This window comes from Actinoplanes sp. NPDC026670 (assembly GCF_040638175.1).
GTDB lineage: Bacteria > Actinomycetota > Actinomycetes > Mycobacteriales > Micromonosporaceae > Actinoplanes.
In genome coordinates this window covers 33,823-50,708 of record NZ_JBEZXU010000044.1, presented here as the reverse complement: position 1 = coordinate 50,708, position 16,886 = coordinate 33,823, and the positions used below count along the sequence as shown (strand labels likewise).

General features: G+C 70.0%; 11 protein-coding genes. 6 read left to right on the top strand and 5 right to left on the bottom strand.

What is annotated here, in order from left to right; all coding sequences use genetic code 11:
* Positions 1-273: 273 nt before the first annotated feature.
* Together AB0E94_RS34430 and AB0E94_RS34425 are read left to right on the top strand one after the other, a co-directional pair.
* Complete coding sequence (locus tag AB0E94_RS34430; RefSeq protein ID WP_360335169.1) at positions 274-1,641, top strand: gluconolaconase; 1,368 nt, start codon at positions 274-276, stop codon at positions 1,639-1,641.
* A gap of 186 nt (positions 1,642-1,827) precedes the next feature.
* Positions 1,828-4,014, top strand: a complete 2,187-nt coding sequence (locus tag AB0E94_RS34425) for an MFS transporter (protein WP_360335167.1) — start codon at positions 1,828-1,830, stop codon at positions 4,012-4,014.
* 6 nt (positions 4,015-4,020) lie between these two features.
* On the opposite strand, the gene AB0E94_RS34420 is transcribed toward AB0E94_RS34425, so the two are convergent.
* The 4 genes from AB0E94_RS34420 to AB0E94_RS34405 all read right to left on the bottom strand — a co-directional run bounded on the left by AB0E94_RS34420 (position 4,021) and on the right by AB0E94_RS34405 (position 8,567).
* Entirely contained in the window at positions 4,021-4,635 is a 615-nt protein-coding gene (locus AB0E94_RS34420) for a phosphotransferase (protein ID WP_360335165.1), read from the bottom strand.
* A gap of 233 nt (positions 4,636-4,868) precedes the next feature.
* Entirely contained in the window at positions 4,869-6,245 is a 1,377-nt protein-coding gene (locus AB0E94_RS34415; protein WP_360335163.1) for a S28 family serine protease, read from the bottom strand.
* 24 nt (positions 6,246-6,269) lie between these two features.
* On the bottom strand, positions 6,270-7,439 hold the full coding sequence (locus AB0E94_RS34410) for a hypothetical protein (RefSeq protein WP_360335161.1): 1,170 nt from the start codon (positions 7,437-7,439) through the stop codon (positions 6,270-6,272).
* A 96-nt stretch (positions 7,440-7,535) separates the two neighbouring features.
* On the bottom strand, positions 7,536-8,567 hold the full coding sequence (locus tag AB0E94_RS34405) for a LacI family DNA-binding transcriptional regulator (RefSeq protein ID WP_360335159.1): 1,032 nt from the start codon (positions 8,565-8,567) through the stop codon (positions 7,536-7,538).
* Positions 8,568-8,735: 168 nt separating this feature from the next.
* On the opposite strand from AB0E94_RS34405, the gene AB0E94_RS34400 reads away from it, so the two are divergent.
* The gene (locus tag AB0E94_RS34400; protein ID WP_360335157.1) at positions 8,736-10,130 is read left to right on the top strand and encodes a DUF1996 domain-containing protein; all 1,395 of its coding nucleotides are present in this window, start codon (positions 8,736-8,738) and stop codon (positions 10,128-10,130) included.
* Between the two features lie 8 nt (positions 10,131-10,138).
* Here AB0E94_RS34400 and AB0E94_RS34395 read toward each other — a convergent pair whose 3' ends face one another.
* Complete coding sequence (locus AB0E94_RS34395) at positions 10,139-10,669, bottom strand: DUF305 domain-containing protein (RefSeq protein ID WP_360335155.1); 531 nt, start codon at positions 10,667-10,669, stop codon at positions 10,139-10,141.
* A gap of 126 nt (positions 10,670-10,795) precedes the next feature.
* Between AB0E94_RS34395 and AB0E94_RS34390 the strand changes: the two genes are divergently transcribed.
* The 3 genes from AB0E94_RS34390 (at position 10,796) to AB0E94_RS34380 (ending at position 16,613) form a co-directional block, all read left to right on the top strand.
* Positions 10,796-13,753 carry a discoidin domain-containing protein gene (locus tag AB0E94_RS34390; RefSeq protein ID WP_360335153.1) on the top strand — a complete coding sequence of 986 codons (2,958 nt, stop codon included), beginning with the start codon at positions 10,796-10,798 and terminating at the stop codon, positions 13,751-13,753.
* Between the two features lie 188 nt (positions 13,754-13,941).
* Positions 13,942-15,204, top strand: a complete 1,263-nt coding sequence (locus AB0E94_RS34385; protein WP_360335150.1) for a DUF1996 domain-containing protein — start codon at positions 13,942-13,944, stop codon at positions 15,202-15,204.
* A gap of 53 nt (positions 15,205-15,257) precedes the next feature.
* The gene (locus AB0E94_RS34380; RefSeq protein ID WP_360335148.1) at positions 15,258-16,613 is read left to right on the top strand and encodes a LacI family DNA-binding transcriptional regulator; all 1,356 of its coding nucleotides are present in this window, start codon (positions 15,258-15,260) and stop codon (positions 16,611-16,613) included.
* Positions 16,614-16,886: the final 273 nt, after the last annotated feature.

The following is a 16,886-nucleotide window of genomic DNA, read 5'->3' as shown; positions in this document are numbered from 1 at the left end:
CCGTCCGTGTGCGCCCGCCATCGTTGCGGCGAGGGTGAAATCGCACGTTGCCGCATTGTGTGCGCTGGTCGTCGCGCGCCGGAGACCAGGCCGGGCCGAGGTGTGTGGCGGGAGGCGCGGTGGCGGCGGTGTGTGGTGTGTGGCGGTGCGTGGTGGGGCCGGGGGAGGGATGTTCGTCCGTCGTGGTGGTGAATCGGTTGCTGGTTGTCCGCTACGCGGGGGTTGCGTTTCCGGGACGCGGCTACAGTCGGGGCTTCCCACGGAAGGACTCGAATGCGGACGATCGCGCACGGTGTGATGACGGTGAGTCTGGTGCTCGCTCTGGGGGCCTGCACCGCTGAGGAGCGGGCCCCCGACGGGCCGGGCCAGCCCACGGTGGCCGAGTCGGGCGGGGCCGAGGTTCCGGAGCTGGTGGCGACCACGGTCAAGCCGCTCGGCGACACCGGATCGGCGCCGTTCGACCAGGCGCGGACGGTTCAGGCACCGCCCGGGTGGACGGTGAGCGTGTGGGCGCGGATCCCGAGCGCCCGGCTGCTGGCCTGGACCCCGGACCGGCAGTTGCTGGTGTCGCGGCCGAAGTTCGGGGACGTCCTGGCGCTGACGCCGGGCGCCGACGGGACGGTGCCCGCCCAGCGGACCCTGCTCAGCGGGCTGAACCAGCCGCACGGCCTGGCCTTCGCCGGTGACACGCTCTATGTCGCCGAGAGCGACCAGGTCAACTCGTTCGCCTACAACAACGGCCAGGTCGCCGACCGGAAGATCGTGATCGGCGGGCTGCCCGACGACAAGAGCCCGGAGCTGCGCGGCGCCTACTCGCACGCGCTGAAGAGCGTCGCGATCGGTAAGGACGGCAGCATCTACGTGTCGGTCGGGTCCACCGGCAACATCTCCGAACAGGACCGGGACGCGACTCCGCAGCGCGCCACCATCCTGCGGACCCCGGCCGGTGGCGGCACCCCGACGGTGTTCGCGCGTGGCGTCCGTAACGGCACCGGGCTGGCCGTGGACCCGGACGGCGCGGTGTGGACGGCGGTCAACCACCGGGACAACATCCAGTTCCCGTACGAGCTGGACTACGACGGTGACGGCGGCAAGGACAACGGCGACGTGATGCAGGCGTACGTCAACGATCATCCGATGGAGCAGCTGGCCCGCCTGACCGAGGGCCGGGAGCTGGGCTGGCCGTACTGCAACTCGGAGCCGGACGTGAACCCGGGCGACCCGAAGTCGCCGCTGAGCTACACCAACCGGCCGTTCGTGCTGGACCTGCAGACCAACGTGGACGGCTCGAAACTCGACTGTTCGAAGCTGCCGCCGGTCGAGCAGGGGATGGGCGCGCATTCGGCCCCGCTGGGCCTGAGCTTCGTGTCGGCGCCGGGGCTGCCCGGGTCGTACGGTCCGGGCGCTCTCGTCGGTATTCACGGTTCGTGGAACCGGAAGCCGCCGCGCCCGCCGGAGGTGTCGTTCTATGCCTGGCGCAACGGCACGCTGGGCCCGCAGCAGACCCTGCTCACCGGGTTCCAGCTGGCCGACGGCTCCCGCTGGGGCCGCCCGGTGATGGCGGTTCAGGGCCCGGACGGCGCCCTCTACGTCAGCGACGACCACGCGGGCGCGGTCTACCGGGTGACCGCTCCGGCCTAGCCTATATCGGCAAACATCGATGCATACCATAAGTGAGCGACGCGTGACAGGGAGTGGACAGGGTCGATGAGCTCGATCTAGAGTGGCCGGAATTGATGCGAGCGGCGTCGGGGGCGCATCGGCAGTTTCTCGTTCGCCGCCAGTGGCGGGGGCGCTGCCAGCCTTTCGGTCGACAGGTTGGTATTGATGCGATCACTGGACTACCCGGTCGGGCGGGGTGACCCGGTCACGCCCCTCGGCGACGCCGCGCTGCTGCACGAGCTCACCCGTACCGACTCGGCCGGGCCGGTCGTCCGGACGTACATCTGCGTGCCCTTCGGTGGCGGTGACGCCGGCGTCTATCAGCCGGTCGCGGATGCGCTGCCGGCCGGCCACCGGCTGCTCTCGGTCGTGGTGCCCGATCCGGATCCGGGCATCGACGAGCTCGCCGGGCGCTGCGCCGCGGAGATCCTGGACCGGGTCGACGGCCCGCTCGTGCTGTACGGGCATTCCGGCGTCGGGTCGGCTCTCGCACTCGAGCTGGCCCGGCGCCTGACCGCGGCCGGCCGGGCGCCGGAGGCCGTCTACGTCGGCGCCGCGTTCCCGTCCGCCCGGCCGGAGAGCCGCCTGATCAGCGGCGTGTCGACATGGTTGCGGCGGCTGCGTTCCGACCAGGCGTACGCGAACCGGCTCGCCGCCCTCGGTCTCGACCTGAGCGAGCTCGCGCCGGGCGAGGCGGCCCGTGTGGTGCGCAGCCTCCGCAACGACGCGGACCGGGCCGAGGAGCACTACACCAGGCTGCTGGCGCATGCCGCCGAGCGGTTGCCGGTCCCGATCATCACGATCGTGGGCAGCGCCGACCCGGTCACCGAGTACTTCGCGGAACGGTTCCGGGAATGGCACCTGCTCACCGACACGTCGGCGCTGGTCGTCCTGGACGGGGCCGGCCACTACTTCCTCAAGTACCGGGCGAAGGACGTCGCCCGGATCCTGAGCACCGTGGACGAGGCGCTGCCGGCCGACACCACCCCGGATGTGCCGGGTGACGAATGGCGGCTGGCCGCGGTGTCGCGCAGCCGCGAGCGTGGGCACCGGGCCGGGCCGCGGCCCAGCATGCGCCGGTTCGCCACGGTCGCCGCCAGCCAGCTGGTCGCCCTGACCGGCGCACAGATCGCCGACTTCGCGGTACCCCTGTGGATCTACAGCATGACCGGTTCGCTGACCCGGTTCGGCCTGCTCACCCTGCTGGCGATCGCACCCGGGGTGCTGGTCGCGCCACTGGCCGGCGCGGTCATCGACAGGTTCGACAGACGGACCGTGATGCTCGCCGGCGACGCCGCGGCCGGGCTGGTGATCGCCGCGATGGCCGTCTGCTACGCCACCGGCGGACTTCTCGACTGGCCGATCTATCCACTGCTGGCGCTGCTGTCGGTGGCGCTCACCTTCCAGCGGCTGGCCTACCTGTCGGCGGTGCCGCAGCTGGTTCCGAAACAGTTCCTCGGCCACGCCAACGGCCTGGTCCAGACGGCCGACGGCACGGCCCGCCTGATCGCCCCGCTGGCCGGCGCCGCCCTGCTGGCCGCCCTCGGGATCGAGTGGATCCTGCTGCTCGAACTGGCCACCGTCGTCGTGTCGATCATCGTGGTGCTCGCGGTCCGGTTTCCCCGGACGATGGCCCATCAACGCCGCGAACCACTGCTGGCCGAGATCGCGGCCGGGCTGCGCTACTCGGTCGGCAACCGCAGTTTCCGGGCCATGCTCGGCCTGTTCGCGATCGTCAACGTGTTCATGTCGCCGCTGATCCTGCTGGTCCAGCCACTCGCGCTGAGCTTTCTGCCGCTGGCCACGGCCGGCTGGATCTCGTTCGCCGGCGGTCTCGGCGCGGCCACCGGCGGGCTCATGCTGACTGTGTGGGGCGGGCCGCGCCGGCGACGGATGCGGGCGGTGCTGCTGTTCATCCTGCTGTTCTCGGTGTTCGCCGTGCTCACCGGGTGGCGCGCGTCGCCGTACCCGGTCGCGGTCGGGGTCTTCGGAATTCTCTTCTCGCTGTCGGTGACCAACGGGATCTACATGACGATGATCCAGGTCAAGGTGCCACAGCGGTTCCATGGACGGGTGCTGGCGGCCAACCAGATGATCGCCTGGTCGTCGATGCCGGTGGCGTTCCTGCTGGTCGCGCCGGGCGCCACCCATGTGCTGAACCCGCTGCTCGAACCGGGCGGCCCGCTCGCGTCGACGGTCGGCGCCCTGATCGGCGTCGGGCCGGGCCGGGGGATCGGGCTCACCTACATCCTGTGCGGGCTGGCGATCGCCGCGGTCGCCGCGCGGGCGTTACGGCACCGGCTGCTGTCGCGTTTCGACGAGGAGGTGCCCGATGCGGTCTCCGGGTCCTGACCGGCGTCAGATCGTGGTCGGTTCCAGCAGCTCACCGAGCCAGGCGGCCGGCGCTCCGCGGAACTGCTCGTCGACCGGGACGACCGAGCCGGCCAGCCCACGCTGCCAGGACAGCGCCCGCGACACCCGGGTGACCCGGCAGGCCAGGGTCGCCGAGCGGCGCAGCGCCGGGAGATCGGCGAGGTCGCTCCACGGCTCCAGATAGGCGTCGCGTAGTCGTTCCAGCGCGGCCGGCCGGTCGGCCGCATCCAGCGCGTCGTGCATGACGTTCAGCGTGACCAGCAGTGTCCCGAACGGATGCCCGACACTCGCGTCGCCCCAGTCGAAGAACCGCAGGTCCGGGAAGACGTTGTTGTCGTGCAGGTCGTCGTGCTGCAGCGCGGCCGGAACACCGTCGGCGTCCAGTTCGGCACACCACCGCGCGAAGTCGCCGCTCAGCGCGGGCACCCGCGGGTCCAGGCCGGCGGCCACGTCCGGTTCGGCGAGCAGACCGGCCAGGAGGCCGGGCAGGAGCGAAACCCGCTGATCCGGTACGCCCAGAGCGCGCAACTGATCGACATGAGCGACGGTGGCCCGCTGGAGCGCGGAGTAGGCCTGAAGCATCGAGATCCACGTCGTCATCCGGCCGTCCGCGGTGATGGTCTCCCGCAGCCCGGATCCAGTCCTGAGCCTGCAGCCGCCAGCCGGGGTCGTGCCAGTCGTTGTCGCGCACGAGGCCCGACCCTACGGGCTGTCACCGCCGGCGGCACGCCGATTTCGGCCGTGCCGAACAGAGTGCTCCACGGCCGGGACGGCGCCGGTCGACCGTACCGCCGGGATCGCTCTGACCGCGAGCCCGGCGGAACGGTGACCGGTCAGCGGATCCGGCGGCGGTCGCCGAGGCCGTCGTCGATCGGCAGGTCGGCGGCCAGCGGGCGGACCAGCGTCGCCGGGACGCCGGCCCAGCGGCGCAGCATCGTCGTCGCGGCGGCCGAGTCGGCCGGGTTCAGGCGGGCGATGTTCGCGCCGTGGTTGGCGCCCGGAGCGACAAACAGCGCCGAGTCACGCCGGCTCGGCACGAACCGTTCGGCGCCCCACGGGTCGTTCTCGCCGTAGACGAACAGCATCCGTTCGGACTGCGTGCGCACCCACAGGTCGACGTCGATCATCGGCAGCGGGTTGTGCGGGCGGCGCAGCTCCTTCGGCAGCGACGCGTTCGCCGTGTACAGGTGCGGGTGGTTGCGCAGCCCGCGCAGGTGCTCGAACCTCAGGCTCGGCCAGCCCAGCTGCGACGCCGCCTGGAAGTAGTACGGCCAGTAGTACTCCAGCGCCTGATCGGTGTAGAAACTCCAGCCGGCGACCGTGTCGATCCAGGTCCAGATCTCGTCGTCGGAGGCCGTCGCGGCCGGCACCTCGGCACAGTCGGCCGCCAGGCTGTACTGCCAGAACGCCCACACCGAGTCCAGCACGGTCATCTCGAACGAGCGGTCCGCGGTGCCGATCGTCCGCTCGAACGTCCAGCCGGCCTCGGCCGCCTCGGCCTCCAGCCGCGGCACGAGACGGTCCCGGCGCAGCAGCGCCTGCCGCTGGACCTCGTCGAGCGTCTTACGGCAGTCGGCGGTGCCGACCGTGTCGAAGAACCTGTCGTACGCGCTGTCGGCCGGGTTGATCGCGTCGTTCGGCGCCACGTAGGCGACCACGCCGTCGATGTCCTTCGGGTAGAACCGCCGGTGGTAGACGCTGGTCATGCCACCTTTGCTGCCGCCGGTCTGGATCCACCGACCGTCGTAGACCGACTTGAACGCGCCGACGATCCGGTGCTCGTCGGTGGCCTCCTGCCAGATGTTCAGATCCGACCAGTCGGCGTCGGCCGGACGCGACGGGGTGAAGAACCGGTGCTCGACCGAGATCTGGTTGGCGTTCAGCAGGGCGGTCGGCTCGGTCTGGGTGGCGCGCGGGTTGGCGGCCAGGCCGTAGCCGTTGGTGAACAGCACCACCGGGCCGGCCTCCGACCGGTGCAGCAGGGTCAGGCGCTGCTCGAAGGTGCCCTGGCCGGGGTGCCGGTGGTCGGCCGGCTGGCGGTAGGTCATGACGAAGAACCGGTAGCCGGTCCCCTGGGTCTGCGAAACGATGGAAAGCCCCGGGATGGCCGTCAGCTGGTCGAGCAGAGGGTCATCGGCGGCACGGGCGGCGGTGGCCGGTGATAGGACCACGAGCAGAGAGGCCAGTACGGCCATCAGGCGAAGTCTCACGCCGGACACCATATCGACTGACGGCTATCGGCGTCCCACCCCGGGCAAGGGCCGCTCCTCGATGCCCGAGCCGTCGGCCCATCGATGGAATGTCCGGTGCCGGGCCGCGTACGACCATCCGCCGGAACCGCCGGACCGGCTGCCGAAGTCGCCGTGCGACGGTGGACTGGCGAGGCTCAGATCGGGCAGATGGGTCACGACCTCACCCTCGAGCGAGAGGATGTAGGCGCCGTCGCCGTCGGTCTGCGCGATCAGGTGACCGGATTCGGGGTCGTAGTGCAGCTCGCCCTTGACCTCGCCGTACTGGTTGCGTGCGAACACCTCGCAGTCGACCAGTGCCCGAGGTTCCAGCCAGTCAGGCGCATCCGTGGCCGAGGACAGGTCGGGGATGTCGAAGAAGGCCAGCTGACGGTAGGGCGCGTCCTCGTCCTCGGTGTCTTTGTCGTTCTCGTCGTCCGCGTCCAGGGCGAGCACGAACGTGTGATCGTCGATGAACGTGGCGGGCCGGTCCCAGTTGTATCCGAAGGCGGTCGAGACGGTGACACTGGTCTTCTCGAAATCGGTCAGGAACGCCTCGGTGGAGAAGACCCGCACCACGTCCACCGGAGACCACACCCACCCGTTGCTGAGGAAGTGCCCGGTGTCGGGGGAGACGTGTAGGAGCGAGTGGAAGTAGTCGATGTAGTTGTGGCGGTCGTACACCGTTGCGCCATCGGCGTCATGCAACCCGGAGTCCCGGATGTACACCTCACGCTCGGTCAGGTTCGCACCGGTTCCGGCGTCGAAGACGTCCAGCCGGTTCCACTCCGTCTGCGCGATCAGCAGCGTGCGTCCGGCCCGTTCGACGAACCCGATCGAATAGCTGGACACGTCCGAGTGGTAGTCGGCGCGGGTGAGTTCACGGACCGTCCGGTCGGCCGTGTTGATCAACGCCGCGTTGGTGCCGAACCGTTCGGTCACGCACACCCATGGCCCATGCACATACAGCCGGACTTCCAGGGGCTTGCCCTCCAGGCGTCCGTCACCGGTGCCACGCCCGACCTCAAGGATGTTCGGCACGTCGACGACCGGCTCGGCCTGCGTGCTGCCGGCGGCCACTCTCAGCAGCCGGCCGTCCGCGAACACGAAGTAGGAGTGCGGAGCCGTGTGGTCTGCCGCGACCGCGCGCACGTGCCGGTCCGAAAGATCTTTCACCACCGCGACATTGCACCAGACCGTCCGGCCCCGGCACCACCGAGATTCCGCGCCACCGGCTCCGGCGAGCGCGGCCGGGCGCCGCTCGGACGGGTCTCAGGCGGTGTGGCGCTCGACGAGGGTGGGCTCGAAGATCACCGAGGTCACCCGGGCGTCCGGGTCGTCCAGGCGGGACAGCAGCATGCGGGCGGCCTCGGCGGCCATGTCCTCCAGCGGATGGCGGACCGTGGTCAAGGCCGGCCGGGCCGACAGGGCGGCGCTGCTGTCGTCGAAGCCGACCACCACCACGTCGTCCGGGATGCGGCGGCCGGCGTCGTGCAGGACCAGCAGGGCGCCGAGGGCCATCAGATCGTTGGCGACGAACACCGCGTCCAGTGCCGGGTGGGCGGCCAGCAGGGCGCGCATCGAGCGCTCGCCGCTGTCCTGGGTGAAGTTGCCGGTCTCGGCCGGGATCCAGGCGTGCCCGTGCCGGGCCATCGCGCGGCGGAATCCGGAGACCCGGTCGACGCTGGCCGGGACCTCCGGCGGCCCGGAGATCATCACCGGGCGCCGGCAGCCGCGCTCGGCGAGACGGTCGGCGGCCAGTGCGGCGCCGCCCTCGTTGTCGAGGTCGACGTAGCTGATCGGCACCGGCTCGGCGGGCCGCCCGATCAGGACGGCCGGAATGTTCGACTCGGCGAGCAGGCCGGGCAGCGGGTCGTGGGCCGGCAGGGACAGCACCACCGCGCCGTCGGCCTGGCCGTTGCGCAGGTCGCCGACCAGGCGTTTGTGCCCGTCGGCCCCGACCATCTGCAACGCCAGCTGCACGCCGAGCGGCCGGAGCACGCTCATCAGCCCGCCGACGACCCGCCCGAAGTAGGGGTCGGAGAAGAACCGTGACATGAACGGGTCGTCGTCGTGGGTCTCGCTGTCCGAGACGACCAGGGCCACCGTGCCGGTGCGCCGGGTGACCAGTGATCGGGCCATCTTGTTGGGCACGTAACCGGTCTGGTCGACGGCGGTCCACACCTGCTCGTGCAACTGCGGGTCGACGTTGCGGATGCCGTTGATGACACGGGACACGGTGGCCCGGGAGACCCCGGCCACGCGAGCCACGTCCTCGAGGGTGGGCAGCCGCTGGCTCTGCATGCCGCAAGTTATAGCACGGGGAGAGCGGTTTCCGACGCCCCGGTCACAGGTCCGAAACACCGGGTTCCGGAACCGGAAATCATTGACGTTCGGGACAGGGCAGCACACGATGGGAAAACGCTCTCCAAGCGCGTTTCCCCCGTCCTCGCACAGACTTGGAGATCAACCGTGCGAAAACGCATCCTGGCGCCGATCGGCGCCACCCTGCTGACCGCCGCCCTTCTGGTGGCCGCCGGCAACCAGTCCGCGCAGGCCGCGGACACCCTGCTCTCCCAGGGCAAACCGGCCCTCGCCTCGTCGCTGGAGAACGGCGAGTCACCGGCCATCGCGGCCTTCGACGGCCGCGCCGACACCCGCTGGGGCAGCCAGTGGGCCGACCCGCAGTGGCTGCGCGTCGACCTCGGCGCCTCGGCCACGATCACCCAGGTCGTGCTCCAGTGGGAGACGGCGTACGCCAAGGCCTTCCAGATCCAGACGTCGCCGGACGGCAACGCCTGGACGTCGATCTACAGCACCACCACCGCGACCGGCGGCAATCAAACCCTCAACGTCAACGGCACCGGCCGGTACGTGCGGATGTACGGCACCCAGCGCGGCACCACCTACGGCTACTCGCTGTACGAGTTCAAGGTCTACGGAACCTCGACGGTCACGCCGCCACCGACCGACGGCCCCGGCTATGTCTACGCGAACCCGCCGGTCACCGGGGTGGTCCCGTCCACCGAGATCCCCCCGGCGATGAACCCGCCGGTCACCCACCGTGAGTTCCAGGCGAACTGCTCGGTGAGCCGCACCAACCTCAACGACGACCCGATCGTCTTCCCCGGCCTGCCCGGCGCGTCGCACTCGCACACGTTCATGGGCAACCGGACCACCAACGCCAACTCCACGCTGTCGAGTCTCCAGGCGGGCGGCACCTCGTGCATCACGCCCGGCGACAAGACCGGCTACTGGATGCCGACGCTGCTCAACGGCAGCACCGCGGTCCAGCCGGACGGCCCGCAGGTCATCTACTACAAGAGCGGCGTGATCGACTACCGCAGCGTGCGGCCGTTCCCACCGGGCCTGCGTTACGTGGTCGGCAGCCCGACCGCCACCCAGGACGAGTTCCGTAACGCCCCGGGCGCGGTCGAGGGTTTCGAGTGCGGCAACAGCTCGTTCAACTGGGACATCCCGGCGAACTGCCCGGCCGGCACCCAGCTGAACGCCCGTTACCAGGCGCCGAGCTGCTGGAACGGCATCCACCTGGACTCGCCGGACCACAAGAGCCACATGGCGTACCCGGTCAACGGCGTCTGCCCGACGTCGCACCCGGTGGCCGTCCCGATGATCGAGTTCAAGATGGCCTGGCCGGTCAGCGGGAACATGTCGCAGGTCAGGTTCTCCAGTGGCCGCGGGTACTCGTTCCACTATGACGTGTACAACGTCTGGGACCCGGCGACGCTGGCCGCCCTGGTGCGCCACTGCATCAACGGCGGGCTCCAGTGCAACCCGCGCGGGTTCGATCAGTACAAGCCGGAGCGCGGGGCGGCGCTGAACGAGAACTACGAGCTGCCCGGATAACAGTTTTTCTACAGAAGATTCAAAGCGGACTGCCGGGTCTCGGAAATGCGTACGGCGAGTGCGACCGTACGCGGTTCGGACCCGGCAGACCGTTCGCTCGCGGCCAATTTCTGGCTCTGTTCGAGATGGGCCCGCAGGTGCTCGCGCAGCACCGCGTCGAACTCCTTCCCGCGGAGCTTGGCCGCCGCCGACACCTGCGACGGCATCACCATGCCGGGCATCGGCATGCCCTTGTGCTGGTTCTCCCGGGGCAGCCCGGCCTCCTCGCCCAGCCGCCGCATCTCGCTCAGCTCGGCCTCGGTGAACTCCCTGATCTGGGACACCACGTCGAACAGGTCGGAGTCGTCATCGACCAGATCGAGCAGCGGGAGCAACTCCTCGTCCATCGCGATGTTGATCTCGAGCCAGGAGCGGTCGGTGCCGCCGAACGCGGCGGCCGACGTGCTGACGACCGGCGCGGGCGCTGCGGGCGTGGCGGCGGCGCACCCGGCGGTGCTGAGCAGGGCGCATGCGAGAAGGATACGGGGAATCGCATTCACGTGGCGCAGTCTCCGGTTCCGGAACTGATTCTGTCAACGCTTTCGTATTGACCCGCGGCAACCTGGGCGAAACAATCGCCTCGCTTGGAGAGCGCTTTCCGTCCCCGCTGAGGTATTGGTGTGATCATGTATAGACGGCTGCTCCTACTCATCGCGCTCGTCGCCGCGACCCTGGGCGTCCCGTCCGCCGCCGGAGCGGCCGAGACGCTGCTGTCGCAAGGCAAGCCGGCCACCGCGTCCTCACAGGAGGTCGCCGGCCCCGGATACAGCCCGGCACTCGCCTTCGACGGCAACACCGGCACCCGCTGGTCCAGCGCGTTCGCCGACCCGCAGTGGATCCAGGTCGACCTCGGCTCGTCCGTGGCGATCACCCGTGTCGTACTCCAGTGGGAGGGCGCGTTCGGTCGCGCGTACGACATCCAGATCTCAGCCGACGGCAACGCCTGGACCACCGTCAAGAGCGTGAGCAATGGTGCCGGAGGCACCGAGACGCACACGGTCAGCGGCACCGGCCGCTACGTGCGGATGTACGGCACCCAGCGCGGCACCGGCTACGGCTACTCGCTGTGGGAGTTTCAGGTCTTCGGCGGCGACAGCGGCCCGGTGAACGACGAGTTCACCACGATCTGGACCGACACCTTCGACGGCGCGGCCGGCACCAGCCCGAACGCGTCGAACTGGCTGCTGCGCACCGGCACCCAGTACCCGGGCGGCGCCGCCAACTGGGGCACCGGCTCGGTCGAGACCGCCAGCAACTCCACCGCCAACGTCTCGCTCGACGGCGCGGGCAGGCTCAACATCAAGGCGATCCGGGACGGCGCCGGCAATTGGACCTCGGGCCGGATCGAGACCCAGCGCGCCGACTTCAACCCGCAGCCCGGTGAGCTGCTGAAGTTCACCGCCGTGCTGAAGCAGCCGGGGGTCGCCAACGGTGCCGGTTACTGGCCGGGCTTCCGGGCCACCGGCGCCGCCTACCGTGGCAACTTCAACAACTGGCCGGGCGTCGGCGAGACCGACATCATGACCGGTGTCAACGGCCGCGACCAGCTCTCCCAGACGCTGCACTGCGGCACCGCGCCGGGCGGGGTGTGCAACGAGTACGACGGCCGGTCCTCCGGGTTCGCGTCGTGCGTCGGCTGCCAGAGCGGCTACCACGAGTACACCCAGATCATCGACCGGACCCTGACCGACGAGGAGATCCGGTTCTACCTGGACGGCCGGCAGACCTGGGTGGTCCGCGAGTCGCAGGTCGGCGTCGCGGCCTGGCAGGCAGCCGTGCACCACGGCTTCTACCTGCGCTTCGACCTCGCGATCGGCGGCTCGCTGCCGAACGCGATCGCCGGCTCGACCACGCCGACCGCCGACACCACCTCCGGCGGCACCCTCAGCGTCGACTCGGTCACCGTGGCCCGCTCGGTGAAGACCGCGGCGCCGGCGATGAACGACCCGCCGGTCCCGGCCGGGCCCAGCGTCGTCCGGGTCACCGGCTCGCAGGGCAACTGGCAGCTAACCGTCAACGGCAGCCCATGGGAGATCAAGGGCATGACCTACGGCCCGCCGCAGGGCGCCGCCGACGGGTACATGCGCGACCTGAAGAACATGGGCGTCAACACGATCCGCATCTGGGGACCGGACGCCAGCACCCCGCTGCTGCTGGACACCGCGGCCCGGCACGGCATCAAGGTGGTCGTCGGGTTGTGGCTCAACCACGGCGCCGACTACGTCAACGACACCGCCTACAAGACCGCGGTCAAGGCCGAGATCGTCGCCAAGGTCAACGAGCTCAAGGGCCGGTCCGGGGTGCTGCTCTGGGACGTCGGCAACGAGGTCATCCTGGAGATGCAGAACTACGGGCTGGCCGCCGACGTGGTCGAGGCGCGGCGGGTGGCGTACGCCCGGTTCGTCAACGAGGTCACCGAGGCCATCCACGCCGCCGACCCGAACCACCCGGTCACCTCGACCGACGCCTACACCCACGCGTGGACCTACTACAAGCCGTACTCGCCGGCTCTGGACCTGCTCGCGGTCAACTCGTACGGCGCGATCGACACGGTCAAGCGGGACTGGATCGCGGGCGGCTACACCAAGCCGTACATCCTCACCGAGGGCGGGCCGTCGGGGGAGTGGGAGGTGCCCAACGACGTCAACGGGGTGCCCAACGAGCCGTCCGACCTGGCCAAGAAGGCCGGGTACACGTACAGCTGGAACGCTATCAAGGGACACCCGGGAGTGGCGCTCGGCGCGACCGAGTTCCACTACGGCATCGAGAACGACTTCGGCGGCGTGTGGCTCAACACCACCACCGGCTTCTGGCGGCGGCTCGGCTACCACGCGATGCGGCAGGCGTACACCGGGCAGCCCGCCCCGAACACCCCGCCGGAGATCACCGCGATGACCGTCGGCTCGCAGACCGCGGTCCCGGCCGGCGGCACGTTCACCGTGTCGGCCACCGCGACCGACCCGCAGGGCGACCTGATCCGCTACAACCTGATGGCCGGCGACAAGCACATCAACGGCAACCGTGGGCTGCGGCATCTGGCTTTCAGCCAGACCGGCAACGGCACTTTCACGGTACGGGCGCCCGAGACCCTGGGCGTCTGGAAGATCTACGTGTACGCCTACGACGGCCACGGCAACGTGGGCATCGAGCAGCGGTCGTTCAAGGTCGTGCCGCCGCCCGCGCCCGGCACCGAGCTGTCCCGCGGCCGTCCGGTGACCGCGTCCAGCTACCAGCCGACCGGCACGAACGGGCCGCAGCTGCCGTCCTACGCGGTCGACGGCGACTACGGCACCCGCTGGGCCAGCGAATGGGTGGACACGGCGTGGCTGCAGGTCGACCTCGGTTCGGTGCAGTCGTTCAACCGGGTGCGGCTGGCGTGGGAGGCGGCGTACGCGAAGGCGTACACCGTGCAGGCCTCCGACGACGGCAACAACTGGCGGACGATCAACACCACCACAGCCGGTGACGGCGGCTTCGACGAGCTGACGGTCGCCGGCTCCGGACGCTACGTCCGGATCAACGGCACGACCCGGGCCACCGCGTACGGCTACTCGCTCTACGAATTCGGCATCTACCGGGCCTGAGGTTCCGGAACTTCCCCGGCCGCTTTTTGAGTGTTGGCCCACTGAGCTGGGTCTATGCCTCGGAAAGCGGCTGGGGAAGCGCTTCCCCGATGTTTCCAGTGCATTGACAGCTCCTTACGGCCAGTTCACAGTGGCGTCCAATAGAGCGCTTTCACAGCGTCGTTCCCCCTCTCCAGGAGCCCCCGCCCATGAGACGCCGTCTGTTCTCCCTAGCCGGAATCGGCGCCCTGCTCGCCACCTCGGTCATCGCCCTCGGTGGCCAGGCGAGCGCCGCCGACACCCTCCTCTCCCAAGGCAACGCCGCCACCGCCTCGTCCACCGAGTCGGCCGCCTTCCCCGCCGCCAACGCCGTCGACGGCAACCTCGGCACCCGCTGGTCCAGCGCGTTCAGCGACCCGCAGTGGCTACAGGTCGACCTCGGCGCCAGCGCCACCATCACCTCGGTCACGCTGAACTGGGAGGCCGCGTACGCCCGCAGCTTCAGCCTGCGGACCTCGGCCAACGGGTCCAGCTGGACCACCGTCTACAGCACCACCACCGGCGCCGGCGGCCAGCAGTCGATCAACGTCACCGGCACCGGTCGCTACGTGCGCCTGGAGACCACCGTGCGGGCCACCCAGTGGGGGGTCTCGCTCACCGAGTTCCAGGTCTACGGCACCGGCGGCACCACCACGCCGACCATCCCGCCCGGCGCGGTGCGGGTCGCCGAGTTCCTGGCCGACTGCCCGTTCAGCCACCGCCTGCCGGACGACCCGATCATCTTCCCCGGCCTGCCCGGCGCCTCGCACATGCACAGCTTCTTCGGCGCCACCAACACCAACGCGTTCAGCACGGTCGACACGCTGCTCAACGCCAACAGCAACTGCAACCCGTCGATCGACAAGTCCTCGTACTGGATTCCCACCCTCTACCAGGACAACCAGCCGGTCGAACCGGTCACCGGGATCTTCTACTACCTCGGTGAAGGCGTACGCGACGACCTGATCGCACAGACCCAGCCGCTGCCGCTCGGCCTGCGCATCGTGGCCGGCAACGCCAAGGCCACCGGCCCGGCCGACAACACCATCTCCCGCTGGTCGTGCCTGCACGCCGGGCACGTCGGCTCGTCACCCGACTTCGTCAACTGCCCGTCCGGCACGATGCTGGAGTCGTACCTCGACTTCCCGCACTGCTGGAACGGCCGCGACCTGGACTCCGCCGACCACAAGAGCCACATGGCGTACCCGGTCGGCAACGCATGCCCGGCCAGCCACCCGGTCGTGGTGCCCAAACTGCGGCAGGTCATGCGCTACCCGGTCTCCGGTGACCCGGCCCGGCTGCGGCTCGCCTCCGGCGGCGGATACACGATGCACGGCGACTTCTTCAACGCGTGGCCGGTCGAGGAGATGGCCCGCCGGGTGAACGACTGCATCCGACCCATCATCAAGTGCGGAACCAACGGACGGCCCTGATACAACATCAGGTCATGAGCTCGAAATCTGGACGCGGCGGTCACCATCCCACGATGGATCAGGTGGCCGCCGCGGCCGGCGTCTCCCGGGCCACCGTCTCCCGGGTGATCAACAACGCGGCGTCGGTGGCGCCGGGCATCCGCGACGCGGTCCAGCGGGCGATCACGCAGACCGGGTACGTGCCGAACGTCGCCGCCCGCAGCCTGGTCACCCGCCGGTCGAACTCGGTGGCCCTGGTGATCAGCGAACCCGACCGGCCCGACGACCACTCGTTCCTCAACCGGATCTTCACCGACCCGTACTTCGGCCGGGTCACCGCGGGCGCGACCGGGGCGCTGCGGCCGCACGACGTACATCTCGTGGTCGTCCCGACCGACTCCGCCGACCATCACCAGGTCGTCCGCTATCTGCGCCAGGGCCACGTCGACGGGGTGCTGCTGATCAGCAGCAGTGAGGACGACCCGCTGCCCGCCCAGGTCCACTCGCTCGGCATCCCGGCGGTGCTGGCGTCCCGGCCGTCGGGCCCGCTGCCGGTCAGCTACGTCGACGTCGACCAGCGGTTCGGCGCCCGCCTCGCGGCCGCCCACCTGCTCGGCCGCGGCTGCCGGCGTCTCGCCACGATCAGCGGGCCGCTGGACATCCCGGCCGGCGCCGACCGGCTCGACGCCTTCCGCGAGGCCGCCTTCTCTCCTCCAGCCGGCCCTTCTTCGGCCGGCGCCTCTTCTGCCTCGGCCGGCCCCGCTTCTGCCTCGGCCGGCCCCGCTTCTCCCTCGGCCGGCCCCGCTTCTTCTACTGGCGCCGCTTCTCCTTCGGCCGGCCCGTTTTATCCTTCGGCAGGTGCCCCTTCTCCTTCGGCCGACGCCCTCTTCACTTCGGCCGGAGCCGCTTCTCCCTCCGCCGGCCCCTCATCTACTTCTGGCGCTGCTTCTCCTTCGGGCGGCCCGTTTTCTCCTTCGGCCGACGTCCTCCTTACTTCGGCAGGAGCCTCTTCTTCCTCGGCTGGCGCCCTTTTCGCTTCGGCTGGAGCCGGTTCGTCCTGGGCCGGCGGCTCGATCCCGGTTGAGATCGGTGACTTCACCCGGGTCGGCGGGGAGGCAGCCGCGCACCGGCTCCTCGACCAGTACCCGGACCTTGACGGCCTGTTCGTGGCCAGCGACCTGATGGCCGAGGGGGCGTTGCGGGCGCTCCAGGACCGGGGCCGCCGAGTGCCCGACGACGTGGCGGTCGTCGGGTTCGACGACAGCAGCGCCGCCCTCGAATGCCGCCCGCTGCTGACCACCGTCCGGCAGCCGGTCGAGGAGATGGCCGCCGAGATGGCCCAGCTCCTGATCGCGCACATCGACAACCCGGGCCGCTCACCACGCTCGGTGATCTTCCAGCCGACGTTGGTGATCCGAGAGTCCGCCTGACCGCCAGTTGGAAACCCGCGGCTCAAATCAGGCCACAAGTCACCACGCTGCCGAGCCTCGTGGCCGATGTGGATGTCTGTGGTCTGGTTCGAGCCTGGGGTCGGCACGTTGTCGAGCGTCGTGGTCGGTGTGGATGTCTGTGGTCTGGTTCGAGCCTGGGGTCGGCACGTTGTCGAGCGTCGTGGTCGGTGTGGATGTCTGCGGTCTGATTCGAACCCGGGATTACCACGCCGATCATTGCTGTCAGCGTGGCTGACGGAACGCGGAAAGCCC